Here is a 25,344-nt window from a genome sequence, read left to right as displayed (position 1 = left end):
GGCTCCCGGGCTCCTGTTCAGCGGCCGTCGCTGAGCTGTCGTACCAGGCCCGCGAACGCGTCCCGCTCCGCCGGTGTCAGCTGGACGGACTCCAGCTCGGGGGCGGTCCGCCGCTGGTACGGAAGGGCCGGGAGCGTGGCGGAGGTCCGCCACAGGGCGGCCTCGCGGCTGCGGCGCAGGACGCGGGTCAGGCCGATCGCCCAGACGACGGTCGCCAGGGCGAGGACGGCCATGCCCGTCAACTGGTAGATCGAGACGTGCTCAGGCATGCGCCCCAGTAGACACCACGGTCCGGGACTTTGACCCCGGACCGTGACGTATCTCGCAGGTGCCGTGAACAACTCACAGCCACCCAAAGGGACATAGGGCCACTGAAACGGCTGCGGCCGGTCACAGCCCCGTCCCGCCAGGGCTGTGCCCGGCCGCTCACCTGGGGGCGGGCCACAGCAGCGCCCGCCCCGGCCTGTTTCTCCTACGCGGCGACCGGCTGCTTCGCCTCCGTCGCCGGGGCCGTCGCGGACTCGTCGGAGGCGGTGGCAGTGCCGTCCGGGGCCGTCTTGCGCAGGCCCTTGAGGACGATGACCAGGCCTGCCGTCACCGCGGTGCCGATGGCGATGGCCAGCAGGTAGAGGAACGGGCTGCCGATCAGCGGGACCACGAAGATGCCGCCGTGCGGGGCGCGCAGGGTGGTGCCGAAGGCCATCGACAGGGCGCCGGTCACCGCGCCGCCCGCCATCGAAGCGGGGATGACGCGCAGCGGGTCCGCCGCGGCGAACGGGATCGCGCCCTCCGAGATGAAGGAGGCGCCCAGGACCCAGGCGGCCTTGCCGTTCTCGCGCTCGGTCTGGGTGAAGAGCCTCTTGCGGACGGTGGTCGCCAGCGCCATGCCCAGCGGCGGGACCATACCCGCGGCCATCACGGCGGCCATGATCTTCATCGCGGAGTCGCTGGGGTCCTGGACGGCGATGCCCGCGGTGGCGAAGGCGTACGCGACCTTGTTGACCGGGCCGCCGAGGTCGAAGCACATCATGAGGCCGAGCAGGATGCCGAGCAGGACGGCGTTGGTGCCGGAGAGGCCGGAGAGCCAGTCCGTCATTCCCTTCTGGGCCTCGGCGATGGGCTTGCCGATCACGACGAACATCAGGAAGCCCACGACGATCGAGGAGATCAGCGGGATCACCACGACCGGCATGATGCCGCGCAGCACCGGCGGGATCCTGACCCGCTGGATCGCGAGGACGACGCCGCCCGCCAGCAGACCGGCGGCCAGACCGCCGAGGAAGCCCGCGGCGATGTTGGAGGCGATCATTCCGCCGACGAAGCCGGGGACGAGGCCGGGGCGGTCCGCCATGCCGTACGCGATGTATCCGGCGAGTACGGGGATGAGGAAGCCGAAGGCGACCTGGCCGATCTGGAGCAGCAGGGCGCCCCAGCTGTCGACCTGGGTCCAGGAGAAGTGCTCCATGACCGAGGGCGCCTTGGTGATCTCCCAGCCGCCGATCGCGAAGCCGAGAGCGATCAGCAGACCGCCCGCCGCGACGAACGGGACCATGTAACTCACGCCGGTCATCAGCCACTTGCGGAGCTTGGTGCCGTAGCCGTCGCCGGACTCGCCGGCCCGCTCAACGGGCGTACCGGCACCCGCGCCTCCCGTCACCTCACCCCGCGCGTGCTTCCCGCGCACCTCGCCGATGAGCTCCGCCGGGCGGTTGATGCCCGCCTTCACACCGACGTCGACGGTCGGTTTGCCGGCGAAGCGGTCCTTCTCGCGTACGGGGACGTCGTGGGCGAAGATCACGCCGTCCGCCGCGGCGATGACGGCCGGGTCGAGCCGGGTGAAGCCGGCCGAGCCCTGCGTCTCCACGACGAGTTCGACACCGGCCTCGCGGCCCGCGTTCTCCAGCGACTCGGCCGCCATGTACGTGTGGGCGATACCGGTCGGGCAGGAGGTGACGGCGACGATACGGAACGGGCGCTCACCGTGCTCCGCGCGCTCGCCCGCGTCCGTGGCGCCCGGCGCCGGAGCGCTCGCGCCGCCCGGCGCCGGGGCCGTGCCACCCGTGGCGGCATCGGCGGAGGCCGCCCCCGACGCCGCCACGGAGTCTGTAAGGGCGCCCGCGGGGGTGCCCACGGCGCTCTTCGCGCCCTCGGAAGCGCTCGCGCCCCCGGCGTCCGCCCCCGGCTCGTCGCCGCGGATCAGCGCCGCCGCGTCCGCCGCGTCGCCCGCCGCGCGCAGCGCGTCCGTGAACTCGGCGTTCATCAGCTGCCGCGCCAGCGACGACAGGATCGTCAGGTGGGCGTCGTCGGCGCCGGCGGGCGCCGCGATCAGGAAGATCAGGTCGGCGGGACCGTCCGCCGCGCCGAAGTCGATCCCGGCGGCGCTGCGTCCGAAGGCGAGCGTCGGCTCGGTGACGTGTGCGCTGCGGCAGTGCGGGATGCCGATGCCGCCGTCGAGGCCGGTCGGCATCTGCGCCTCACGGGCGGCCACGTCGGCGAGGAAGCCCTCCAGGTCGGTCACCCGGCCCAGGGTGACCATGCGCTCGGCGAGGGCACGCGCCGCCGCTTCCTTGGTGTCGGCGGACAGGTCGAGATCGAGATCGACCAGGTCCGCGGTGATCATGTCGCTCATCGCGGGCTCCTTCGCACGCGTATCGCCCGGGGAGTGGCGAGGGCGGGGGTGGGGACGGGGGCGTGGGGGTTTTCGGGGGTGGTGGGGGCGGGACCGGGGAAGCCCCGCCCCCACCGGGTGACCGGGCCGCTCAGGTGGCCCTGCCTCCCGTAGGCCGCGACGAGTAACGGGGAGCCTCGCCGCATCATGGCCGGTTCAGTGGGGTGCGCCGGGTTGCTCATGACGCCGGCTCCTTCAGTACGCGGTCCACCGGTACCTCGGTCGTGACCGTGACCGCTGACGGGTCCAGGTCGGACGGGGTCGGCATCACGCTGCCGGGCAGCTGTACCGCCGCCGCGCCGTGCGCGACCGCCGAGGCCAGCGCGTCCGGGCCGCTGCCGCCGGCGATGAGGAAGCCGGCGAGGGAGGAGTCGCCGGCGCCCACGTTGGAGCGGACGACGTCCACGCGGGCGCTCGCGAACCAGGCGCCCGTGCCGTCCACGAGCAGCTGCCCGTCCGCGCCCAGGCTCGCGAGTACGGCGCGTGCGCCCATCTCGCGGAGCTCCTCGGCCGCCTTCACCGCGTCGCCCACCGTGGACAGGGGGCGTCCGACGGCTTCCGCGAGCTCCTCGGCGTTCGGCTTCACCACGTCGGGCCGCTCGCGCAGCGCCTCCAGGAGCGCACGCCCCGAAGTGTCCAGCGCGATCCGCGCGCCCCCGGCGTGCGCCCGCGCGACCACCTCGGCGTACCACGACGGCGCGAGCCCTCGCGGCAGGCTCCCGCAGCACGCGATCCACGCCGCGTCCCGCGACTGCGCCCGCACGGTCTCCAGAAGCAGCTCCTGCTCCTCGGCCGACAGCTCCGGACCCGGCGCGTTGATCTTGGTGAGCACCCCGTCCGCCTCCGCGAGCGCGATGTTCGAGCGGGTGGCTCCGGCGACCGGTACCGGCGCGACCTCGATGCCCTGGGCGTCGAGCAGATCCGCCACGAGCGCCCCCGGCGCACCACCCAGGGGCAGTACCGCGACCGTGCGCCGGCCCGCGGCCGCCACGGCGCGCGAGACGTTCACGCCCTTGCCGCCCGGGTCCATGCGTTCGCCGGTGGCGCGGATGACCTCGCCACGGTCGAGCGAGGGCACCTCGTAGGTGCGGTCCAGGGACGGGTTCGGGGTGACGGTGAGGATCATGCGCGCACTACTTCCGTGCCGCCGCGCTCGATGGCGGTGGCGTCTTCGGGGCTCAGCCCGCTGTCGGTGATCAGCAGGTCCACGTCGCTCAGGTCGCCGAAGCGGGCGAAGTGCTCCTGGCCGTGCTTGGAGGAGTCGGCGAGCAGCACCACGCGGCGGGCGGCGGCGATGGCGGCCCGCTTCACCGCGGCCTCGGCGAGGTCGGGGGTGGTCAGGCCATGGTCGGCGGAGAAGCCGTTGGCCGCCACAAAAAGGACATCGGCCCGGATCTCGCCGTACGCGCGGAGCGCCCAGGCGTCGACGGCGGCGCGCGTGCGGTGCCGTACGCGCCCCCCGACGAGGTGGAGCTGGATGCCGGGGTGGTCCGCGAGGCGGGCGGCGATCGGCAGGCTGTGGGTGACGACGGTGAGGGAGGCCTCCAGCGGGATGGCGGCGGCGAGGCGCGCCACCGTCGTACCGGCGTCGAGGATGAGGGTGCCCTCGGTCGGCAGTTCCGCGAGGCCGGCCTTGGCGATGTGGTCCTTCTCGTCGGCCGCCGTCGTCTCGCGCTCGGCGAGGTCGGGCTCGAAGTCCAGGCGCCCGGCGGGAATGGCACCACCGTGCACCCGGCGGAGCAGGCCCGCGCGGTCGAGGGCCTTGAGGTCGCGGCGGATGGTCTCCGCGGTGACCTGGAACTCCTCGGCCAGCGACACGACGTCCACCCGCCCGCCGTCACGCGCGAGCCGGAGGATCTCCTGCTGCCGCTCCGGTGCGTACATGTCCGTTCGCCTCCGCCTCAACGTCCGGTCGCTCCCGACCGATGCCCGAACTTGTGGTTTCGTTCGGAGGCTACGCCCGGATTTCCAGAAAGTAAACAGGTTCGGGCATCAGTCGGACATGAACGGGCCTGAAGGTCGGACATGAACGGACCTCACGGCATACGGAAGGCCCGGCACCCTGGGCGGAACCCAGGTACCGGGCCTTTTCCTCCGCGTTTCAGACGAGCTCCGGCTCCTTCTCCCCCACGGGCACCTCCGTCGCCTCGGCCCCCTCCACATGCTGAGCCGCCCGCTTCGGCAGCGCGAACATCAGCAGGAAGATCACGCCCATCACCGCGGCCACCCACCACAGCGCGTGCTGGAAGGCGTTCACGAAGGCCGGGCCGATGTCGACGGGCCGCAGGTCGTCGGCGATCGAGCCGAAGAAGACCACCGAGACCAGGCCGAGCCCGAGCGCGTTGCCCATCTGCTGAACCGTGTTGATGAGCCCCGACGCCGATCCCGCGTGTTCACGCGGTACGCCCGACAGCACCATGTCGGTCAGCGGGGCGAAGATCAGGCCCATGCCGACGCCCATCACGACCAGGGGCAGCGCCATCTGCCAGGGGGCGATGGCCATGCCGTAGCGGTCGGCCTCCCAGAGGTAGAGCAGGACGCCCGCCACCATGGTCAGCGCGCCGGCCTGGAGGACCTTGCGGCCGAAGAGCGGGACCAGCTTCTGGACGGACATGCCGGCCGCGACCGAGACGGCGATCGAGAACGGCACGCCGGTCAGACCCGCCTTCAGCGGCCCCCAGCCCAGACCGATCTGCATGTACAGGGTCCACACCAGGAAGAAGATGCCGAGCCCGATGCCGAAGACGGTCTGCACCGCGATACCCGCCGCGAAGCTCTTCACCTTGAACAGCGACAGTTCGACGAGCGGGGAGCCGTCCCGGGCGCTCTTGCGCCGCTCGTACGCCACCAGCGCCCCGAAGACGACGAGCGCCCCGGCCATCGACACGTACCCCCACAGCGGCCAGCCCAGCTCACGACCGCGGGTCAGCGGGTAGAGCAGCATGAGCAGGCCCAGGGTCACCAGGGCGACGCCCACCAGGTCCAGCTTCAGCGCGCGCGGCGCCCTGGACTCGGTGATGTAGCGGCTGCCGAGGATCAGGCCGGCGATGCCGACGGGCAGGTTGATGAGGAAGATCGGGCGCCATTCCAGGCCGAACAGGTTCCACTCGGTGAGCAGCGCGCCGAGCAGCGGCCCGGACACCGCCCCGAGGCCCACGATCGCGCCGAACAGCCCGAACACCTTGCCGCGCTCCTCCGCCGGGAACGTCGCGTGCACGATCGACAGGACCTGCGGCACCATCAGCGCCGCCATGCCGCCCTGGAGCAGGCGCGCGGCGACCAGCATCTCCGGGTTCGCGGCGAAGCCGCACAGGGCGGAGGCGAGGGTGAAGCCGCCGATGCCGACGAGGAACAGCCGCTTGCGGCCGTGGATGTCGCCGAGCCGTCCGCCGGTGATGAGACCGGCGGCGAAGGCGAGCGCGTAACCGGCGGTGATCCACTGGATCTGGCTGACGGAGGCGCCCGCGTCGGCCTGGATGGAGGGGATCGCGATGTTGACGATCGTGACGTCGACGAGGTCCATGAACGCCGCGGTCATCACGATCGCGAGGGCGAACCAGCGGCGCCGGTCGGGCGCGGAAGCCATGGGCTCCGGGGTTTCGGTGGAGGTCATGTGCATCAAGCTATGACCCCAATAGGTCAGATAGTGTCCTAGTTCTACGGCATTCTCTGACTCATGACGACGGACACCCCGGCACGGCTCCTTCAGCTCCTCTCCCTCCTCCAGACCCCGCGGGAATGGCCCGGCGGCGAGCTCTCCGACCGCCTCGGCGTCTCCCGCCGTACCGTGCGCCGGGACATCGACCGGCTGCGCGAACTGGGCTATCCCGTGCAGGCGACGAAGGGCGCCGACGGCGGCTACCGGCTCGTCGCGGGCAAGGCGATGCCACCGCTGGTCCTCGACGACGAGGAGGCGGTGGCGATCGCGGTCGGACTGCGGGCGGGCGCCGGGCACGCGCTGGAGGGCGTCGACGAGGCGTCGGTGCGGGCCCTGGCCAAGCTGGAGCAGGTGCTGCCGTCCCGGCTGCGCCACCGGGTCTCGACCCTGCAGGCCGCGACCACCCCGCTGACCAGCGGGGACGGGGCGAGCATCGCGCCGGAGACGCTGACGGTGATGGCGTCCACGGTGGCCGGCCGGGAGCGGCTGCGGTTCGCCTACCGGGCCAAGGACGGTGTCGACTCGCGGCGGGTGGTGGAGCCGTATCGGCTGGTGTCGACGGGTCGGCGCTGGTACCTCGTCGCGTACGACCTCGATCGCGCCGACTGGCGGACCTTCCGGGTGGACCGGGTGAGCGAACCGTTCGCCACCGGGGCCCGGTTCACCGCGCGGGAGCTGCCGACGGGGAGCGCGGCGGAGTATCTGCGGCAGTCGATGTACCGGCGGCAGGAGACCTACGAGTTCGAGGCGACGTTCGAGGCCTCGGCCGACTTCGTCGCGGCTCGGCTGCCCAAGTGGCTCGGCGAACCGGAGCCGTTGGAGGAAGGGCGGTGCCGGCTGCGGGCGACCGTGGGAGACGCCGTGGAGTGGATGGCCGTACGGCTGGCGATGGTGGACTGCGAGTTCACGGTGCGGGAGCCGGAGGAACTCGTGCGCTGTGTACGGGAGTTGGGCGGGCGGCTGAGCCGGGCGGCGGGCGGCTGAACCGGCCGGGGCCCGACCCCGGGCCCACCCTGACCCATCGGCGTGGGCTCGCTCACATCGGCAAGCTATGCCCATGTGACACAATCTGCCATCCGGCGGGCGTCCCCGGGGTTCAGGTACGGGGAAGCCCGCCGTCCAGCGTGTCCGGACGCGGAACGCGCGACGCCGGCACGCGAAAAGGGGTGGAGCCGGACCCCGGCACCCGGGGGGAGGGCGCCGAAGGTCCGGCTCGGGGAGAGTCCCGGCGCCGGGGGGAGTGCGTCGGGACTTGGTCTGAGGCGGCCCGGACCGTCGTCCGGAGCCCGAACTCCTGGGCCCTGAAGTGTTTTTCCCAGGGCCCCGCCTGTTGAAGCGGCCGGGCACCGCCGTCTTTGCGCCGCATTCACGACCCGGCGCACGCGGGCACACGGCCCGTGAGGCGAGCCGTGTCCCAGGCCTTACGCCGCCGCGTCGAACCCGGTGTCCCGGGCCAGCTTCTTCAGTTCGAGCAGCGCGTGCTTCTCGATCTGCCGGATGCGCTCACGGGTCAGGCCGTGCTCCTTGCCGACCTCGGTCAGCGTGCGCTCCCGGCCGTCCTCGATGCCGTACCGCATCTTGATGATGGAGGCCGTGCGCTGGTCGAGGCGGCCGATCAGGTCGTCCAGTTCCTCGCTGCGCAGCAGCGTCAGCACCGACTGCTCGGGCGAGACCGCGGAGGAGTCCTCCAGCAGGTCGCCGAACTGGGTGTCGCCGTCGTCGTCCACCGACATGTTCAGCGAGACCGGGTCGCGGGCCCAGTCCAGCACGTCCGTGACCCGCTCCGGGGTCGAGCCGAGCTCGGCGGCGATCTCGGCGTGCTCCGGGTCCCGGCCGTGCTCGCGGTTGAACTCGCGCTGCACACGGCGGATCCGGCCCAGTTCCTCGACCAGGTGGACGGGGAGGCGGATCGTGCGCGACTGGTCCGCTATCGAGCGGGTGATGGCCTGACGGATCCACCAGGTCGCGTACGTCGAGAACTTGAAGCCCTTGCGGTAGTCGAACTTCTCGACCGCGCGCACCAGGCCCGCGTTGCCCTCCTGGATCAGGTCGAGCAGGGGCAGACCGGCGCGGGGATAGCGGCGGGCCACGGCGACGACCAGGCGGAGGTTGGAGCGGATGAAGACGTCCTTGGCCTGCTCGGCCTCGGCGACCAGCGCCTCCAGCTCCTCGCGGGTGGCGTCCGCCTTGGCCTCCTCGAATCCGTCGAGGACCTGTCGTGCGAACACACCCGCCTCGATGATCTGTGAGAGCTCGACCTCCCTGGCGGCGTCGAGCAGCGGCGTGCGCGCTATCTCGTCGAGGTACATGCCGACCAGGTCGCGGTCGGCGATCTCGCCGCCATGGGCGCGAACACTGTTTGCCGCGTTAGTCCTGCCAGTGGCGGACTGACGACGGGCGACGGCACGGGTTGCCATGCGTGCTCCCTTGCGATGGTGGGCTGGCGGGTGGTCCGGTGGACGCCTGGCGCCTGATTCGGCACTGTCCTCGGGTGCCCTGCATCCGATGGAAACAACGACTGGAATCAGGACAGAATTCCCAACCCGCGCCTCTATTTTTCTGATCATGCAGTACCCTGTGCGGCCACACGGGGAGGCCAGATGATGACGGAACGTACAGAGGTGCAGGTCAGGCCAGGAGTCGAGGCTGACCTCAAGGCCCTCACGGACATCTACAACCACTACGTACGTGAGACGCCGATCACATTCGATACGACCGTCTTCACCCCGGAAGAGCGACGTCCTTGGCTGCTCTCCCACCCTGAAGACGGTCCGCATCTCCTAAAAGTTGCCGCGGACGCGGTCTCACAGGAAATTCTGGGCTACGCCACATCCAGCCCGTTCCGTCCCAAGCCGGCCTACGAGACCTCGGTGGAGGTGACGATCTACCTCGCGCCCCACGCGGGCGGCCGCGGGATCGGCACGCTCCTCTACAAGGCCCTCTTCGAGGCGCTGGCCGGCCAGGACCTGCATCGCGCCTACGCGGGCATCGCCCAGCCCAACGAGGCGTCCGCGCGGCTGCACGAGCGCTTCGGCTTCCGGCACGTCGGCACGTACGAGGAGGTCGGCAGGAAGTTCGGGCGGTACTGGGACGTGGCCTGGTACGAAAAGGAGCTGTAGGCCGGTTCGAGAAGGAGCTGCAGACCGGTACGAGAAGGAGTTGTGGGCCGGCTCAGCCGAACTGCACCGACCGCTTCGCCATCCCCATCCAGAACCCGTCGATCACGGACTTCTGCGCGTCCAGCTCACCGGCCACGTCGGCCGCGCCCATGGTGACGAACAGGGGCGCGAAGTGCTCGGTGCGCGGATGGGCGTAGCGGCCCGCCGGGGCCTTGTTCAGGAAGTCCAGCAGGGAGTCCACATCACGCGTCTCCAGCGCCCGCCGGCCCCAGTCGTCGAACTCCGAGGACCAGGTGGGCACGCCACCGCCGGTGTGCCGCAGTGCGGCCAGGTTGTGGGTGAAGAACCCGGAGCCGACGATCAGGACGCCCTCGTCGCGCAGCGGCGCGAGCTTGCGGCCGATCTCCATGAGCTTCACGGGATCGAGGGTCGGCATGGAGATCTGCAGGACGGGGATGTCGGCCTCGGGGAACATCTCGACGAGCGGGACGTAGGCGCCGTGGTCGAGGCCGCGGTCCGGGATGTCCTGGACGGGGATGCCGGGGGCGCGCAGCAGCTTGCGGACGGACTCGGCGAGTTGAGGGGCGCCGGGGGCGTCGTACTTCACCCGGTAGTAGTGCTCCGGGAAGCCCCAGAAGTCGTAGACGAGCGGGACGGGCTCGACCGCGCCGAGCGCGAGGGGGGCCTCCTCCCAGTGGGCGGAGACCATGAGGATGGCCTTGGGGCGCGGGAGGTCGGCGGACCAGGCGGCGAGTTCGCCGGGCCAGATCGGGTCGTCGGCCAGGGGTGGGGCGCCATGGCTGAGGTAGAGCGCGGGCATGCGTTCCTGGGTGGCGGCGGACATGGCGGCGACTCCCTCCGGACGGTGTTGCTTGAAGTCTAAAACGCCTACAGAAAAAAGTGTACGCCGAACTTGTTTAACATTCAAGGAGAGCTCTCGTACAGTGGAACCCATGAACACGGCATCCCCATCGACCACCGAAGAGCCGCAGTGGCTCACCGCCGAGGAACAACGCGTCTGGCGCTCCTATCTGCACGCCACGCAGCTCCTCGAAGACCACATGGACCGCCAGCTCCAGCGTGACGCGGGCATGCCGCACATCTACTACGGGCTTCTCGTCAAGCTCGCCGAGTCCCCCGAGCGGCGGCTGCGGATGACCGAGCTGGCCATGCACGCCAAGATCACCCGCTCCCGGCTCTCGCACGCCATCGCCCGGCTGGAGAAGAACGGCTGGGTGCGCCGCGAGGACTGCCCCTCCGACAAGCGCGGCCAGTTCGCGGTGCTGACCGACCAGGGCCTCGAGATGCTGCGCCAGGCGGCGCCGGGCCATGTCACCGTCGTACGCAACGCGGTGTTCGACCGGCTCACCCCGGAACAGCAGAAGTCCCTCGGCGAGATCATGGAGATCGTCGCCGAGGGACTTCAGCCCAACGAAGCGGGTGCGGACCTGCCCTGGCTCCGCTGAGCCGCTCACTCAGCGAGGCCGGGACAGGCCCTGGGTCGTACGTACGGAGCGTCCCCATCCCCGTACGTACGAGGCCCTGAAGGGGTACGACCCGACGGTCGTCGTCAGTGGGCGACGACCGGCACCTGGAACTCGTCCTCGACGCCCTCGCCGGAACCGGCGACCGCGTGGTCCTCCGGCTTGCCGGCGTTGACCAGGACCACGACGATGACCGCGGCCAGGGCCAGCATGCCGACGGCGAACCAGATGGCGTTGGTGTAGCCGTGCACCTGGCCCTCGAGCGCCACCAGCTGCTGCTGCGACTTCGAGCTCGCGGAACCGATGTGGTCCTTGATGTACGAGGTCGTGGCCGAGGCGGCGATCGTGTTCAGCAGGGCCGTACCGATCGCGCCGCCCACCTGCTGCGAGGTGTTGACCATCGCGGAGGCGACACCGGCGTCCCGGGGCTCGACGCCCAGGGTGGCCAGGGACATGGCGGGCATGAACGCCGTACCCATGCCGAGACCGAGCAGCAGCATCGCGGGCAGGATGATCGAGGCGTACGACGAGCCGATCTCCAGCTGCGTCATCAGCAGCATGCCGACCGCGGCGACCAGGAAGCCGGGGCCCATGAGCATGCGGGCCGGCAGGCGGGTCATCAGGCGGGTGCCGATCTGGGTGGAGCCGACCATCATGCCGACGATCATCGGCATGAAGGCGAAGCCGGTCTTGATCGGCGAGAAGCCCTTCACGATCTGGAGGTAGTAGGTGAGGAACAGGAAGGTGCCGAACATCGCGATGATGGCGATGCCGAGCGAGAGGTAGATGCCACCGCGGTTGCGGTCGGTCACCACGCGCAGCGGCAGCAGCGGGGCCTTGACCTTGGCCTCGGTGATGACGAAGGCGATGAGCAGGACCGCGGAGGCGACGAACATGCCGACCGTCACGGAGTCGCCCCAGCCGTTGGACTCGGCGCGGGTGAAGCCGTAGACCAGCGCGACCAGGCCCAGGGTGGAGAGCAGGACGCCGGGGATGTCGAGCGGGTTGCGGTTGCGGCCGCCCTCGGGCTCACGGATGACGAAGTACGCGCCGAGCGCGGCGACGATCGCGAACGGGATGTTGACGAAGAACGTCCAGCGCCAGTCCATGTACTCGGTCAGCACACCGCCGAGGATGAAGCCCACGGCGCCACCGCCACCGGCGATCGCACCGTAGATGCCGAACGCCTTGGCACGCTCCTTGGCGTCCGTGAACATCACGGCGAGCAGGGAGAGCGCGGCCGGCGCGAGCAGGGCACCGAAGACACCCTGGAGGGCGCGGGCGCCGAACATCATCGCCTCGTTGGTGGCCGCGCCACCGAGCGCCGAAGCCGCGGCGAAACCGATCAGACCGACGACGAAGGCGTTCTTGCGGCCCCACAGGTCGGCGATCCGGCCGCCGAACAGGAGCAGACCGCCGAAGGCGAGGGCGTAGGCCGTGACGACCCACTGCCGGTTGCCGTCGGAGATGCCCAGGTCGGTCTGGGCGGAGGGCAGGGCGATGTTCACGATGGTCGCGTCGAGGACGACCATCAGCTGGGCGAGCGCGATGAATATCAGCGCTTTCCAGCGGTTGGCGTCACCGGACGTGGCCGGTGCGCCGGGAGCCTTGGAGGCTGTTTCAGACATGGGGATACCCACTTCGGGACTGCGTGACGGAAAAAGGGAACGAGAAGGTTGCTGCTGAGGACTGTTGAAGACTGCTGCTAAGGACTACTGGGACGCTCTGAACTCATCGGTCAGGACTGGCGCAGGTCCTCCATGGTCATGGCCGCGCCCGGCAGGACGGAGCGGGCCGGGGCCCGCAGCCCGTCGAGGAACAGCTGGAGATGGCGGTGGACGAACCGGTCGGCGCTGGCGCACCCGGCGCCGGCCGGCGGCCGGCTGAGCTGGGCCACGACGACCATCAGGTCGCCGACGCCGACGTCCCCCCGGAGCTGACCGGCCGCCTTCGCCCGGTCCATGAGCTCCCCGACGAGTTGCTCACTCCGCAGCCGCGCGCCCTCCAGGTCCGGGTGGTTCTGGTCGAAGGTGCTCTGGATCATCGGGCACAGCGCGCTGACCCGCTCGTCGGCGGAGGTGTGCACGAAACGCTCCAGAGCCTCGAAGGCGTCCCCGGTCTCGGCGAGCGCGAGCTCGGCCGCCTCCGTCATCCGGTCCATGACGGAGCAGACGACCTCGCGGACGAGGGCGTCGCGATCGGGGAAGTTCCGGTACACCGTGGCGTTGCCGACACCGGCCCGGCGCGCGATCTCGTCGAGCGGCACGTCGGGGCCGAACTCGGTGAACATCTCGCGGGCGGCGGTGACGATCCGCTCCCGGTTGCGCAGGGCGTCGGCACGGGGCCGGGTCACCTTCTTCTGCACAGTGGTCGCGGTCACGGTGTGCTCCTCGGGCAGTGGGCTGGCGATCCGGGGAAGGTCTCCCCGTTTCGCTCGACACAGGTCTAAACGGGGAGACGCTCCCCGGTTATTTCAGGTTGACGAAGAGATTTCATGTGACCTGAATCACTAAGGCTCTCGCGAGAACCCCACGTTCGGCCCCTCCAGCGCGCGCCCGCGCATCCCTCGACACAGGGTGATCGAAAGGGTGCAGCCCGTTGACCTGCGGCTGCCGTGGACGGAAGAGGGCCGTGCATGCAGCAGCAGACCAGCCGTCGGATACGACCGCGCCGTGTCGCCGCCCTGATGTCCGTGACCGCGCTGACCCTCGGGGTCTGCACCTCCGCCGGCACCGGGCACCTCACGACGCAGCCCACGCCCGCCGGAGCCGGTCCGATCGCGCTGGCCCGCACCTCCGCCCACGGTCCCTGCATGATCCGCGGCGGCACCGCCGTGCAGATGTCCGAGGGCGTCCCCACCCCCGGCGGATACTCCCGCTCCACCGGCACGGTCCGCGCCCTCACCCTGATGATCGACTTCTCGGACGCCCCGGGCCGCGGCCGCGCGATGGACCGCTACGAGGAGTTCTTCCCGCAAACCCAGAGCTGGTTCCGCACCAGCTCCTACGGCCGTCTCGACTACCGCGCCGAGACCCCGATCCCGACCTGGCTGCGCATGCCGAAGTCCTTCGCGTCCTACGGGATAGAGCGCGGTGCCCCCTTCGACCCCGGCTACCGGGACCTGGTCCAGGACATCGTGGCCGCCGCCGACCCCAAGGTGGACTTCCGGTCGTACGACTTCCTGAACGTGCTGGTCACCCCGAACGCCGGCCCCTCCGCGCTGGACACGGTCCTGTCGGTGACCTTCGCCGGGAACCCGGACGCCCCGGTGGCCGACGGGGTCCCGGTCGCCAACGCGTCCTTCGTCTACTCCCGCCAGGACGACGGCTCGGGCTCCTACGCGCAGACCGGCTACCGGGTGCTGCCGCACGAGAACGGCCATGTCTTCGGACTGCCCGACCTCTACACCGCGGACGGCGGGGGAGCGGTCGGCCACTGGGACATCATGAGCGAGGACTGGGGCGCCAACAACGACCTGCTCGGCTGGCACAAGTGGAAGCTGGGCTGGCTGGACGCCTCCCAGGTCAGCTGTGTGACGGCGACCGGCACCACCGAGTACACCCTGACCCCGCTGGCCCGCTCGGGCGGCGCCAAGCTGCTCTTCGTCCCGGTCAGCGGCCGCACCGGATACGCCGTCGAGCTGCGCACCCGCGAGGGCAACGACGAGGCCGTGTGCCGGCCCGGGGTGCTGATCTACAAGGTCGACGCGGACGTGGACACCGGCATGGGCCCGGTCTCCGTCTACGACTCCGAGCGCGACAGCGGCGGCTGCACCCGCAGCCCGAACGTCCACGCCGAGCTCTCCGACGCCCCCTTCACCCCCGGCGAGGACTTCCGGGACCGGAAGAAGGGCATCCGGATCAGTGTGGCGAGGGCGGACACGGCCGGTGACTACCGGGTACGTGTGACGCGGAGGTGAGTGGCCGGGGCGGACCGGGATTACGGTAGGGCTGCCCGCGACCGCCGTACCGGAGAACCGATGCCCGCGAAGACCACCACGGACACCACGGCCGCCCTGGCGGCCGCCGGCTCCGCCGCCGCACCGGCCGAGGCGGTCACCCCGCTGATCCGCGGTGTCGCCGTACTGCGGGAGCTGACCGAGGCGGGCGGCACCCTCAGCCCGAGCGCCCTGGAACGCGCCACCGGGCTCGCCCGCTCCACGGTCGACCGCATCACCTCGACGCTGGCCCGCATGGGACACGTCCGCATCGACGGCCGGGACGTGGTCCTGACCCCCCGCCTGATGGAACTCGGCAACGCCTATCTGGCCGCCCTGCGACTGCCGGCCCTGCTGGACGGACGCGCCGACGCGCTCGCGGACGAACTGGACGAGTCGGTGTCGCTTGCGGTCGCCGACCGCGACGGCATCCGCTTCATCCACCAGAACACCCGCCGCCGCGCGATGTCCCTGAGCTTTCGCATCGGTGACCTGCTCCCGGCCGAACGCACCGCGCCGGGCGCCCTGTTCGCGACCGAGTGGACGGACGCCGAGTGGGCCGACTGGCGGGCGCGCCGGGCGGCGGACCCCGAGGACCGCGGCTTTCCCGCCGTACCCCCGCGTGAACAGGCCGCCCCCGCCGAGGAGTTCGAGCGCCGGGTGCGCGAGGCGACGGCGGACGGCTGGGCGCTGGACGACCAGTTGATCGAGCCGGGCCTGGTGGCCGTCTCGGTTCCGGTACGGGATCCCCGTACCGGCCGGATCGTGTGCGCGGCGAGCGTCGTGAGCCACACCAGCCGGCACACCGCGGCCGGCCTGCGGGACACGCTGCTGCCGCGACTGCGGGCGGCGGTGGCGGACATGGAGCGGGAGTTGCGCGAGACCCCGGCGGGCGACGCCGTGGCGCCGCCGTCGGATCTGGCCGTGTGGACCGGGGCGTCCAAGCAGGAGCTGGGCAGGGAGTTCGTCGAGTCGCTGGCCCGGGGACTGACCGTGCTGACCGCCTTCGGCGAGGGCCGGGCCTCGCTGACCCTGACCGAGGTGGCCAAGGCGACGGGCCTCGCCCGGGCGACGGCGCGCCGGGCGCTGATCACGTACGAGCACCTGGGCCTGGTGACGGCGACCCCGCACCGCACGTTCACGCTGACACCGCGGGTGCTGTCGCTGGGCTTCCCGCCGCTGTCGCGGACCTCGCTCTCCCGGATCGCGACACCGCATCTGGTGGAACTGGCCGCCCGGATCCACGAGTCGGCGTCCCTGGCGGTGCTCACGAACTCCGGTGCCGCCGGCCACGAGATCCAGTACACGGCCCGGGTGGCCACCCATCGCGTCATGAGTGTGAACCTCGCCGTCGGCACCCGGCTGCCCGCCTACGCCACCTCCATGGGCCGGGTCCTGCTGGCCGGACTGCCCGCCGCGGAACGGGAGTTCGGCGAGCTGCGCCCCCTGACCTCCCGGACCCTGACCGACCCCGAGGCCCTCACCCGGGTGCTGACGGAGGTCCGCGCCCAGGGTTACGCCCTGGTCGACGAGGAGTTGGAGGAGGGGCTGCGCTCGATCGCGGTCCCGGTGCGCGACCGTACCGGCCGGGTGGTGGCGGCGCTGAACACGGCGATGCACACGACCCGCCGGACCACCGCGGAGTGCGTCCGGGACGTCCTGCCCGAGCTGACGACGACGGCCACCCGCATCGAGGCCGACCTGCGGGTCGCGGCGCGGTTCACCCGGGTGCCGTTGGGCTGAGCCGACGCCGGTGTCGAGGGCGGCGGGCCGGCGTCAGTCCGTGACGAGCTCGTCCGGCGCGGACCGGGCGAGGTCGGCGAGCGTGCCGAGCGCCCGGGACAGCTCCTCCGACTGCGGCGAGGCAAGGCCCAGCCGGATGGCGTTGGGGGCGTGGTGGTCATGCGTGGTGAACGCGGCGGCGGGCACCACCCCGATGCCGTGCCGCGCGGCCGCCGCGACGAAGGTGTCCGCGCGCCACGGCCGCGGCAACTGCCACCAGCAGTGGTAGGAGCGCGGATCGCTCTGCACGGCGAACCCGTCGAGACAGCGGGCCGCGATCCGCTGCCGCACCACCGCCTCCCGCTGTTTGGCCGCGACCAGTGCCTGCACGGTGCCGTCCTGCTGCCAGCGGTGCGCGACCTCCAGGGCGAATCGCCCCGGAGCCCAGCCGCCCGAGCGCAGGGCGGAGACGATCCGGCTCACCAGCGCGCCGGGCGCCACCACGAACCCGAGGGTCAGACCGGGGGCGACCCGCTTTGACAGGCTGTCGATCAGCACCGTCCGCTCGGGCGCGTACGCGGCGAGCGGCGGCAACTCGTCGTGCAGGAAGGCCCAGATGGCGTCCTCCACCGCGGGGATCCCCAGCCGGAGCAGCACCTCGGCGAGCCGCTCGACGCGCGCGGTGGGCATCGTGAGCGAGAGCGGGTTGTGCAGCCTCGGCTGGACGTAGACGGCGTCCAGCGGAGCCGCCGCGTGGGCCTCCGCCACGGCTTCCGGGACCAGCCCGGAGGCGTCCATGGCCAGCGGGACCAGGGTGATGCCGAGGCCGGTCGCGATGGCCTTGATGACGGGATACGTCAGTTCCTCGACACCGAGCCGGCCGCCCGGCGGCACCAGGGCGGTGACGACGGCCGAGATCGCCTGGCGTCCGTTGCCCGCGAAGAGCACCTGCGCCGGGTCCGGACGCCAGCCACCGCGGGCGAGTACGTCGACGGCGGACTCCTGCGCGGCCGGGAAGCCGGCGGTGCCGACCGCGCGCATGGCGTGTCCGAGGGCGTCGGGACGCAGCAGCCCGCCGAGCGCCTCGGCGAGGAGCGCGTTCTGCTCGGGTACGACCGGATAGTTGAGCTCCAGGTCGATCCGGCGCCCTTCGGCGGGTTCGGTGAGCGCGGGGGCAACGGCCCCGGACCCGGCGGGCACCGCGCGGACGAACGTGCCGCGCCCCACCTCGCCCACCGTCAGGCCCCGGCGGCCCAGTTCCCGGTACACGCGGGCGGCGGTGGAGTTGGCGATGCCGTGCTGCCGTGCGAACGCGCGCTGCGGGGGGAGCCGGTCACCGGGGCGGAGGGCGCCGGTTCTGATCTCCCCGGCCACGGCGTCGGCGACGCTCTGGTAGTCCTTCACGGCGCTCCCCGTCGTCCCACTGGTCCTGTCGTTCGGACGTTCATCCAACCACAGCATTGCACTGAGTGCAATATTTAAATTGCATCGAGTCAATCGACTGCAATACACTCCGAGCATTGCCCCGAGCTCGATCCTGCATCGAAAGGAGTCCAGGACGCGATGCAGTCGACGACGCGCTCCCGGTCACCGCTCGGCCCGACTCCCCCGCCCACGCCGGACTGCCGCCACTGCGGCTTCACCACCGCTCTGAACAGCCCGGACGCACTCCCCGAGACGCTCCTGGAGTACACGACCGGCTGGCAACGGCTGTTACGGGACCCCGGACACGACCACCGGCGCTCCGGCCTGCCCGCCTGGTCCCCGCTGGAGCAGGGCTGCCACGTCCGGGACATGTGCCAGCTGTTCCACCTCCGGCTCGATGCAATCCTCGGTCCATCACCGATTGCACCGAGATCACCCGCCGAGGCGCTCCCGGACACCCCCCGGCGCTACCGGGACGAGGAACCCCACCGGGTGGCGGACGAGCTACGGCAGGCGGCCGAGGCCCTGGCCCGCCGGCTGGCCACGCTCACCGCCGCCGACTGGGACCGCGACGACCCGCGTCTGGCCGATCCACGGCTCACCGTCGGCTTCTTCACCCGCCACCTCCTCCACGACATCGCCCACGACCTCGCCGAGGCCCTACGGGTCCGGGGCGACTGCGGCACAACTCACCAGCGAACAGGGGACTTTCATGGTTGAACCGAGCGGGATCCTCGGCGTGACGGTGGTGGCTCTGGGCATGGTGCTCACCCCCGGTCCGAACATGATCTACCTCGTCTCCCGCAGCATCACGCAGGGCAGGCGGGCCGGCCTGGTCTCCCTCGGCGGTGTCGCGCTGGGCTTCGTGGTGTACCTGCTCGCCGCGAACCTCGGCCTGTCGGTCGTCTTCATCGCGGTGCCCGAGCTGTACTTCGCGGTGAAGCTCGCGGGCGCCGGCTACCTCGCCTACCTGGCCTGGAACGCCCTGAAGCCGGGCGGTGTCTCCGTGTTCTCGCCCCAGGACGTACCGCACGACTCCCCGCGCAAGCTGTTCACGATGGGCCTGATGACGAACCTGCTCAACCCGAAGATCGCCATCATGTACGTCTCGCTCATCCCGCAGTTCATCGACCTGGACAAGGGCCACGTCCTCCTCCAGGGCCTCGTCCTCGGGTCGGTCCAGATCGTCGTCAGCGTCGCGGTCAACCTCTCCATCGTCCTGGCGGCCGGCACGATCGCCGTCTTCCTCGCCCGCCGCCCCTCCTGGCTCAAGGTCCAGCGCTACGCGATGGGCACCGTCCTGGGCGCGCTGGCCGTCTCCCTGGCCATCGACACCTCGGGGCCGACGAAGGCGAGCTGACGCCCTCCCCCACCCACAGGAGACCTGGCCACAGCCCTCACGCCACCCGCTACACTGTCGGCGGTGGCTCGACCCACGCCACACCTTCGCCTTCGTAGCTCAGGGGATAGAGCACCGCTCTCCTAAAGCGGGTGTCGCAGGTTCGAATCCTGCCGGGGGCACAACGCATTGCCGCTCCGACCTGGGGTTCATCCCCCAGGGAGGGCTTCTGTTCGGCCTCGGACTCGTCGTCCGGGGCCGTTTTGCGTCAGCGGGCGGGGAGTTGCGTCAGTAGTACCAGCAGTACGGGCTGACCTCAGGGTTCGGGCAGAACGAGATCCAGGCCGTGTTGTAGCCGGGTGCTCCGACGGTCAGGCGAGGTGGGTCGGCGGCATTGAAGGAAGAACCCGGATCGGCCGTGGCGACGAAGGTGACGGTCGTTCCCACCGGGAAGCTCGCGGAGCAGGTGCCGGTCTGGGCCGGGCGCCCCTGTTCGCTCTCGTACGGGTTCAGAAACGCCGCCACATGACAGTTGATCCCGGCCGGCTGGCTGGTGACGGTTCCGCCGCCGAAGCTGTCGTCCATCCACACGACCACCTGACCGTTCTGGGTCGCGGCGCGCGCGGCTCCGACCGGGGCGGCGGTGCTGAGCGCGGCCGAGGCGGCGAGCGCGGTCGCGACCAGGACCCTGCGCCAGGCGGTTGGATTTGGTTGGCTGCTCATCGGTTGCTCCTGAGTCGGCTCCCTCCATCCTGGACGGCGGCCGGGCGCACGGCCCATCCCAGAAATGTGGGGAATTGCGTCGTACGCTCGAAACATGGCGGTTCCTGTCGTCTACGGGCGATCGCTCGATCGTGTCGTCCGCCTCTGCGAGGCCGAGGCCGGTGGCGACTCCCGGAACCTGCGTGTGCGGCTCCTCGACGAGCTGCGGATGACCACCGGCTTCGACGCGTACGCCTTCCTTCTCACCGACCCCGAGACCGCCGTGGGCTGCTCACCGGTCGCCGACGTACCGTGCCTGCCGGAACTGGCCAAGATGTCCCGCCTGAAATACCTGACCGCGCTCGACCGCTGGACGGCACTCGACGACGTCGCCCTGCTGAGCGATCTCCCCGACCCCTCCCACCACCTGCTGTGGCGCGAACTGCTGCGGGACTACGGCGTGCGGGACATCGCCTCGTTGGTGTTCAAGGACCGCTTCGGCTGCTGGGGCTTCCTCGACCTGTACCGCTACGACCGGGTCTTCAGCGCCGCGGAGGCCGAATACCTGGCCCGCCTCACCGCCCCGGTGGCCACCGCGGTGCGCCGCAGCCAGGCGGGCACGTTCGTCGTACGACCGTCCCACACACCGCGCTCGGGCCCACTGGTGCTGCTGCTCTCCCCCGACCTGCGCGTCCTCGCCCAGACCCCTGAGACCTACGCCTGTCTGAGCCGGTTGGTGCCGCCCGACCACGGCCGCCCCGCGGTGCCCGTGAGCGCCTACAACGTCGCCGCCCAGCTGCTGGCCGTCGAGGCCGGAGTCGACGCCAACCCGCCACGCTCCCGGGTCCACCTCGCCGACGGCCTGTGGCTCACCCTGAGCGCCGCCCGGATCGGCGACGCCGCTCCACCGGCCCGGCGCCGGGCCATCGCCGTCACCATCGAGGAGACCTCACCGACCGAGCGGCTCGCGGTCTTCGCCAGGGCCTTCGCACTGAGCCCCCGCGAGGGCGACCTGCTCGGCCACCTGGCTAGGGGCGGCGACAACCACACGGTGGCCTGCCGAATGTCCCTGTCCGAGCTCACCGTGCAGGACCACCTGAAGTCGATCTTCGCCAAGACCTCGACCAACACCCGAGGAATGCTCCTCGCCCGCGCCCTCGGGGCATGAGGTCCCACCTCTTGGAGGGGCCCTCTTTCCGGACCTCTACTCGAGCTCGGCCGCCGTGAAGTACTCGTCCTTGATCAGGACGTCGTAGTTGGACTTGTCGATGCTCGTCGGCTGGAGCAGGACGGCGGGGACGGCCTTGACGCCGTTCTTGTAGGCGATCGAGCTGTCGACCCAGGGGTCCCGGCCGCTGAGTACGTCGTCGACGACGGTCGCTGCGGCGTCGGCGAGGCGGCGGACGTCCTTGAAGACGGTCTGGGACTGCTTGCCCGCGATGATCGACTTCACGGAGGCCAGTTCGGCGTCCTGGCCGGTGATGACCGGGAGGCGCTTGACGCCGGAGCCGTAGCCGACCGAGGTGACCGCGGTCAGGATGCCCCGCGAGATGCCGTCGTAGGGGGACAGGACCGCGTCGAGGGTCTGGTTGCGGTACCACTTGGCGAGGAGGCGGCTCATGCGCTTCTCCGCGGTGGGCCCGTCCCAGCGCAGGGTGGTGATCCGGTCCATGGCCACCTCGCCGGACGGGACGATCAACTGCTTGCTGTCCAGATACGGTTGCAGCAGCGCCATCGAACCGTCGAAGAAGTACTTGGTGTTGTTGTCGTCGGGCGAGCCGGCGAACAGCTCGATGTTGAACGGCCCCTTGCCCTTGGCCAGTTCGAGCTTCTTGATGATGTGCGTGGCCTGCATCCGGCCGACCATCTCGTTGTCGAACGAGACGTAGTAGTCGACGTTCTTGGTGCCGAGGATGAGCCGGTCGTAGGAGATCACCGGGATCTTTGCGTCAGCGGCCTGTTGCAGTACGCCGTTCAGCGACTTGTTGTCGATGGCCGCGATGATCAGCGCGTCGACACCCTGCTTGACCAGGTCCCCGATCTGCGAGACCTGGGCCTTCGGGTCGTCGTCGCCGTAGACCAACTTGCTCTTGTAGCCCATGTCCTTCAGGCGCTCGACGACGCTCTTGCCGTCGGTGAGCCAGCGGTCGGAGGCGCGGGTCGGCATGGCGATACCGACGGTGCCGCCCTCGGGACTGCTGCCGGAGCTGCTCTCGTTCTCCTTGCCACAGGCGGACAAAGTGACGGCGAGTGAAGCGGCTCCGGCCAGGACGGCTCTTCGATTGAGCATGGTGATGGTTCCTTGTGCCTCTCGTCATTGAGGGGGGTGACGGCTGGTCAGACCGGACTCCAGGCATGGCCGTGCACACAGATTCCACAACGAACGTTCGAAATTTCGTCACACGTTCGCGAGATTGGCGTGAGATTAGGGGCGCGTGTGCAGGGTGTCAACGGTGTGAACAGGATCGGTTACGGAAAGGTGCGGTTGGCATGTGCCGCAGGCCGATCGTCGAGCCGGTCCAAGTTGATCGGAAATTCTTCGAAACATTCGTAAAGCTTCGATCCTGAATTGATCTTATGGCGGCAGGGTAATTCGATCATCCTCGACAGGTGTCGCTGAATTGCCGTCACGAGCAGGGGAAATGGTCATCCCTCCTCTGACTCAACCTCTCGAATGTTTCGCAACAATTGCCGAAACCATTGACAGTTGACAGGGCCACTCCAAAACTGCCGATGACCGAGCTACTCGACGAGGAGGAAGCAGGCACATGAACGACATGAGTCGCAGGATGTTCGTCAGCGGTGTCGGTACCACGGCGCTGGCCGTCGCGACCGGGGTGGCGCTGCCCGGGACCGCTCACGCCGACACGGTGGTCACCACCAACCAGACCGGCACGAACAACGGGTACTACTACTCGTTCTGGACCGACGCCCCGGGCACCGTCTCCATGACGCTCGCCTCCGGGGGCAACTACCGCACCTCGTGGCGCAACACCGGCAACTTCGTCGCGGGCAAGGGATGGGCCAACGGCAGCCGCAGGACCGTGAGTTACTCGGGCTCCTTCAGCCCGTCCGGGAACGCCTATCTCTGCCTCTACGGCTGGACCTCCAGCCCGCTGGTCGAGTACTACGTCGTCGACAACTGGGGGACCTACCGGCCGACGGGGACGTACAAGGGCAGCGTCACCAGCGACGGCGGGACGTACGACATCTACCAGACCACCCGGTACAACGCCCCGTCCGTCGAGGGCACCCGCACCTTCAACCAGTACTGGAGTGTCCGGCAGTCCCGGCGGACGGGCGGCACCATCACCACCGGCAACCACTTCGACGCCTGGGCTCGCGCCGGAATGGGCCTCGGCAGCTTCCGCTACTACATGATCATGGCGACCGAGGGCTACCAGAGCAGCGGCAGCTCCAACATCACGGTGGGGTGACCATGCGACACAGGACAGGCACCCGGATTCCGTTACGCTCCCCCGTCACCCGGCTCGCCGTCGTCGCGGCCCTCGCCGCCGGGGCCCTCGGCGTCCACGCCGCCGAACCCGCGGGAGCCGCCCAGGCCGCCGTCTGCAACGGGTACGTCGGGCTCACCTACGACGACGGCCCCTCCGGCAGTACCCCCGCCCTGCTCACCGCGCTCCGGCAGAACGGGCTGCGGGCCACCATGTTCAACCAGGGCCAGTACGCCGCCGCCAACCCGGCCCAGGTACGGGCCCAGGTCAGCGCCGGTATGTGGGTCGGCAACCACAGCTACACCCACCCGCACCTCACCCAGCAGAGCCAGGCGACCATCGACTCCGAGATCTCCCGGACCCAGCAGGCCATCGCGGGCGCGGGCGGCGGCACACCCCGGCTGTTCCGGCCGCCGTACGGCGAGACCAACGCGACGGTACGGGCGGTCGAGGCGAGGTACGGGCTGACCGAGGTGCTCTGGCAGGTCGACTCGCAGGACTGGAACGGGGCAAGTACGGACGCGATCGTGGCGGCCGCCGGCCGGCTCACCAACGGGCAGGTCATCCTCATGCACGACTGGTCCGCCAACTCCCGCGCCGCGATCCCCCGTATCGCGCAGGGACTGGCCGCGCGGGGCCTGTGCGCCGGGATGATCTCCCCGCAGACCGGCCGCGCCGTGGCCCCGGGCTGACCACCGGCCGCCGCACGCGCGTGTCGTATCCTCGCCGCATCTGTCGCGCCCGTGACCTGGGGGGTTCCAGGGTCCGCGGCCGGCTCGAGGCAAGATGGGGATTCATGCGTGCAGCAGTCATGGGCGCCGTTCTCGGCGGCGCCCTCGTCCTTGCCGGTTCCGCCCTCACCGCACCGGCCGCCCACGCGGCCGAGACGGGGGTGGTGATCGAGAAGGTGTCGGTGAACGGTGGCAGGTCCATCGTCTTCGGTACGTCCCGTACGGAGTCGTTCACGATCGCGGTGACCGTCTCCGACGACTCGGGCATCAGCAAGGATCTCGCGTTCGTGGCGATCGACCGCGAGAAGGGGGACGACTACTGGTCGTTCCACGGCGTGCCCACGTGCACCGCCACCAGCTCCACCACGTCCAGCTGCAAGCTCACCGTGCGGCTGGACAAGAACATCGACCTGCCCCGCAACACCCTCGCGGGCCCCTGGGACGTGTACGTCCAGTTCCAGGCCAAGGACGGCGACTACTACGGCGGCGACCGGGGCACCCACCCCGTCAAGCGCCGCGCCACCCTCGGGGTCGACGCCTCGCCCGAGCCCGTCACCAAGGGCAAGGCCATCACGGTCACGGGCAAGCTGGCCCGCGCCAACTGGGACAGGTACGTCTACGCCGGCTACACCTCGCAGCCGGTCAAGCTCCAGTTCCGCCCGAAGAACAGCGCGACCTACACCACGGTCAAGACCGTCACGACCGACGGCACCGGCAAGCTGAGGACGACCGTCACCGCGTCCCAGGACGGCTACTGGCGCTGGAACTTCGGCGGCACGACCACCACCGCGGCCGTCAAGGCGACCGGCGACTACGTGGACGTACGCTGATGGGAACCAAGTCTCGGAGGGTTCCCCGCATGGTGGTCGCGACGGTCCGTGAGTGGCGGGACGAGGAAGGCTGGGGGGTGCTCGACTGCCCCGAGACCCCGGGCGGCTGCTTCGGGCACTTCGCCGACATCGAGGGGTCCGACTCCGGCTTCCACACCCTCTCCCCCGGCCAGCAGGTCGACCTGGAGTGGGAGGCGCCCGGCTTCAAGCAGGACGGGTACGACTACCGCGCGGTGCGGATCGTGCCGCGTCCTGCCTGAAACCCGCTCACCGG

Annotated in this window: 24 protein-coding genes and 1 tRNA gene; 13 read left to right on the top strand and 12 right to left on the bottom strand. The window is 70.5% G+C overall.

The genetic code is table 11. The features are described 5' to 3' along the window. Positions 1-17: 17 nt before the first annotated feature. From ABKA17_RS28605 to ABKA17_RS28585, 5 genes are all read right to left on the bottom strand, one after another. Complete coding sequence (locus tag ABKA17_RS28605; RefSeq protein ID WP_353695139.1) at positions 18-269, bottom strand: hypothetical protein; 252 nt, start codon at positions 267-269, stop codon at positions 18-20. Positions 270-472: 203 nt separating this feature from the next. Further along, a complete protein-coding gene (locus tag ABKA17_RS28600; protein ID WP_353695138.1) occupies positions 473-2,629 on the bottom strand; it encodes a PTS fructose transporter subunit IIABC in 2,157 nt (718 codons plus the stop codon). A gap of 217 nt (positions 2,630-2,846) precedes the next feature. Next, the gene (pfkB, locus tag ABKA17_RS28595; protein WP_353695137.1) at positions 2,847-3,794 is read right to left on the bottom strand and encodes a 1-phosphofructokinase; all 948 of its coding nucleotides are present in this window, start codon (positions 3,792-3,794) and stop codon (positions 2,847-2,849) included. Next, a complete protein-coding gene (locus ABKA17_RS28590; RefSeq protein WP_353695136.1) occupies positions 3,791-4,552 on the bottom strand; it encodes a DeoR/GlpR family DNA-binding transcription regulator in 762 nt (253 codons plus the stop codon). The genes pfkB and ABKA17_RS28590 overlap by 4 nt, the downstream gene beginning before the upstream one ends. Before the next feature lie 217 nt (positions 4,553-4,769). Beyond that, on the bottom strand, positions 4,770-6,281 hold the full coding sequence (locus ABKA17_RS28585; RefSeq protein WP_353695135.1) for an MFS transporter: 1,512 nt from the start codon (positions 6,279-6,281) through the stop codon (positions 4,770-4,772). Between the two features lie 63 nt (positions 6,282-6,344). On the opposite strand from ABKA17_RS28585, the gene ABKA17_RS28580 reads away from it, so the two are divergent. Then, positions 6,345-7,310, top strand: a complete 966-nt coding sequence (locus ABKA17_RS28580; protein WP_353695134.1) for a helix-turn-helix transcriptional regulator — start codon at positions 6,345-6,347, stop codon at positions 7,308-7,310. A 437-nt stretch (positions 7,311-7,747) separates the two neighbouring features. Here the strand turns inward: ABKA17_RS28580 and ABKA17_RS28575 are convergent, their stop codons facing one another. Beyond that, positions 7,748-8,743, bottom strand: coding sequence for a sigma-70 family RNA polymerase sigma factor (locus ABKA17_RS28575; RefSeq protein WP_353695133.1), 996 nt, complete (start codon positions 8,741-8,743; stop codon positions 7,748-7,750). Positions 8,744-8,926: 183 nt separating this feature from the next. Here ABKA17_RS28575 and ABKA17_RS28570 point away from each other — a divergent pair, with 183 nt between their 5' ends. Next, on the top strand, positions 8,927-9,445 hold the full coding sequence (locus ABKA17_RS28570; RefSeq protein ID WP_353695132.1) for a GNAT family N-acetyltransferase: 519 nt from the start codon (positions 8,927-8,929) through the stop codon (positions 9,443-9,445). Positions 9,446-9,497: 52 nt separating this feature from the next. Here the strand turns inward: ABKA17_RS28570 and ABKA17_RS28565 are convergent, their stop codons facing one another. Further along, positions 9,498-10,289 carry a dioxygenase family protein gene (locus ABKA17_RS28565; RefSeq protein ID WP_353695131.1) on the bottom strand — a complete coding sequence of 264 codons (792 nt, stop codon included), beginning with the start codon at positions 10,287-10,289 and terminating at the stop codon, positions 9,498-9,500. Positions 10,290-10,398: 109 nt separating this feature from the next. On the opposite strand from ABKA17_RS28565, the gene ABKA17_RS28560 reads away from it, so the two are divergent. Then, the gene (locus ABKA17_RS28560; RefSeq protein WP_353695130.1) at positions 10,399-10,911 is read left to right on the top strand and encodes a MarR family winged helix-turn-helix transcriptional regulator; all 513 of its coding nucleotides are present in this window, start codon (positions 10,399-10,401) and stop codon (positions 10,909-10,911) included. A 104-nt stretch (positions 10,912-11,015) separates the two neighbouring features. On the opposite strand, the gene ABKA17_RS28555 is transcribed toward ABKA17_RS28560, so the two are convergent. Further along, a complete protein-coding gene (locus tag ABKA17_RS28555; RefSeq protein ID WP_353695129.1) occupies positions 11,016-12,557 on the bottom strand; it encodes an MFS transporter in 1,542 nt (513 codons plus the stop codon). A gap of 110 nt (positions 12,558-12,667) precedes the next feature. Then, positions 12,668-13,309 (bottom strand): TetR/AcrR family transcriptional regulator, encoded by a 642-nt coding sequence (locus tag ABKA17_RS28550; protein ID WP_353695128.1) that lies wholly within the window; start codon positions 13,307-13,309, stop codon positions 12,668-12,670. A 255-nt stretch (positions 13,310-13,564) separates the two neighbouring features. On the opposite strand from ABKA17_RS28550, the gene ABKA17_RS28545 reads away from it, so the two are divergent. After that, a complete protein-coding gene (locus ABKA17_RS28545) occupies positions 13,565-14,848 on the top strand; it encodes a M6 family metalloprotease domain-containing protein (protein WP_353695127.1) in 1,284 nt (427 codons plus the stop codon). Between the two features lie 60 nt (positions 14,849-14,908). Continuing rightward, complete coding sequence (locus ABKA17_RS28540; RefSeq protein WP_353695126.1) at positions 14,909-16,609, top strand: IclR family transcriptional regulator domain-containing protein; 1,701 nt, start codon at positions 14,909-14,911, stop codon at positions 16,607-16,609. A 33-nt stretch (positions 16,610-16,642) separates the two neighbouring features. Here the strand turns inward: ABKA17_RS28540 and ABKA17_RS28535 are convergent, their stop codons facing one another. After that, a complete protein-coding gene (locus tag ABKA17_RS28535) occupies positions 16,643-17,992 on the bottom strand; it encodes an aminotransferase-like domain-containing protein (RefSeq protein WP_353695125.1) in 1,350 nt (449 codons plus the stop codon). 159 nt (positions 17,993-18,151) lie between these two features. Here ABKA17_RS28535 and ABKA17_RS28530 point away from each other — a divergent pair, with 159 nt between their 5' ends. The 3 genes from ABKA17_RS28530 to ABKA17_RS28520 all read left to right on the top strand — a co-directional run bounded on the left by ABKA17_RS28530 (position 18,152) and on the right by ABKA17_RS28520 (position 19,534). Continuing rightward, positions 18,152-18,733 carry a DinB family protein gene (locus ABKA17_RS28530; protein WP_353695124.1) on the top strand — a complete coding sequence of 194 codons (582 nt, stop codon included), beginning with the start codon at positions 18,152-18,154 and terminating at the stop codon, positions 18,731-18,733. After that, a complete protein-coding gene (locus ABKA17_RS28525) occupies positions 18,726-19,373 on the top strand; it encodes a LysE family translocator (protein ID WP_353695123.1) in 648 nt (215 codons plus the stop codon). The genes ABKA17_RS28530 and ABKA17_RS28525 overlap by 8 nt, the downstream gene beginning before the upstream one ends. Before the next feature lie 88 nt (positions 19,374-19,461). Continuing rightward, a tRNA-Arg gene (locus tag ABKA17_RS28520) sits at positions 19,462-19,534 on the top strand. 106 nt (positions 19,535-19,640) lie between these two features. Here the strand turns inward: ABKA17_RS28520 and ABKA17_RS28515 are convergent. Continuing rightward, entirely contained in the window at positions 19,641-20,075 is a 435-nt protein-coding gene (locus tag ABKA17_RS28515; protein WP_353695122.1) for a hypothetical protein, read from the bottom strand. Between the two features lie 94 nt (positions 20,076-20,169). Between ABKA17_RS28515 and ABKA17_RS28510 the strand changes: the two genes are divergently transcribed. Next, on the top strand, positions 20,170-21,222 hold the full coding sequence (locus tag ABKA17_RS28510; RefSeq protein WP_353695121.1) for a LuxR C-terminal-related transcriptional regulator: 1,053 nt from the start codon (positions 20,170-20,172) through the stop codon (positions 21,220-21,222). Positions 21,223-21,258: 36 nt separating this feature from the next. Here ABKA17_RS28510 and ABKA17_RS28505 read toward each other — a convergent pair whose 3' ends face one another. Continuing rightward, positions 21,259-22,344, bottom strand: a complete 1,086-nt coding sequence (locus ABKA17_RS28505) for a substrate-binding domain-containing protein (RefSeq protein WP_353695120.1) — start codon at positions 22,342-22,344, stop codon at positions 21,259-21,261. 478 nt (positions 22,345-22,822) lie between these two features. Between ABKA17_RS28505 and xynA the strand changes: the two genes are divergently transcribed. The 4 genes from xynA to ABKA17_RS28485 all read left to right on the top strand — a co-directional run bounded on the left by xynA (position 22,823) and on the right by ABKA17_RS28485 (position 25,330). Beyond that, complete coding sequence (xynA, locus tag ABKA17_RS28500; RefSeq protein WP_502994404.1) at positions 22,823-23,491, top strand: endo-1,4-beta-xylanase XynA; 669 nt, start codon at positions 22,823-22,825, stop codon at positions 23,489-23,491. 2 nt (positions 23,492-23,493) lie between these two features. Further along, positions 23,494-24,201, top strand: a complete 708-nt coding sequence (locus ABKA17_RS28495; protein ID WP_353695119.1) for a polysaccharide deacetylase family protein — start codon at positions 23,494-23,496, stop codon at positions 24,199-24,201. A 104-nt stretch (positions 24,202-24,305) separates the two neighbouring features. Next, positions 24,306-25,070 carry a hypothetical protein gene (locus ABKA17_RS28490; protein ID WP_353695118.1) on the top strand — a complete coding sequence of 255 codons (765 nt, stop codon included), beginning with the start codon at positions 24,306-24,308 and terminating at the stop codon, positions 25,068-25,070. Positions 25,071-25,099: 29 nt separating this feature from the next. Next, a complete protein-coding gene (locus tag ABKA17_RS28485; protein WP_353695117.1) occupies positions 25,100-25,330 on the top strand; it encodes a cold shock domain-containing protein in 231 nt (76 codons plus the stop codon). Positions 25,331-25,344 lie beyond the last annotated feature (14 nt).

The sequence above is a fragment of the Streptomyces sp. RG80 genome (genome assembly GCF_040446465.1).
Taxonomy (GTDB): domain Bacteria; phylum Actinomycetota; class Actinomycetes; order Streptomycetales; family Streptomycetaceae; genus Streptomyces.
This window is presented reverse-complemented; position numbering and strand designations above follow the sequence as displayed.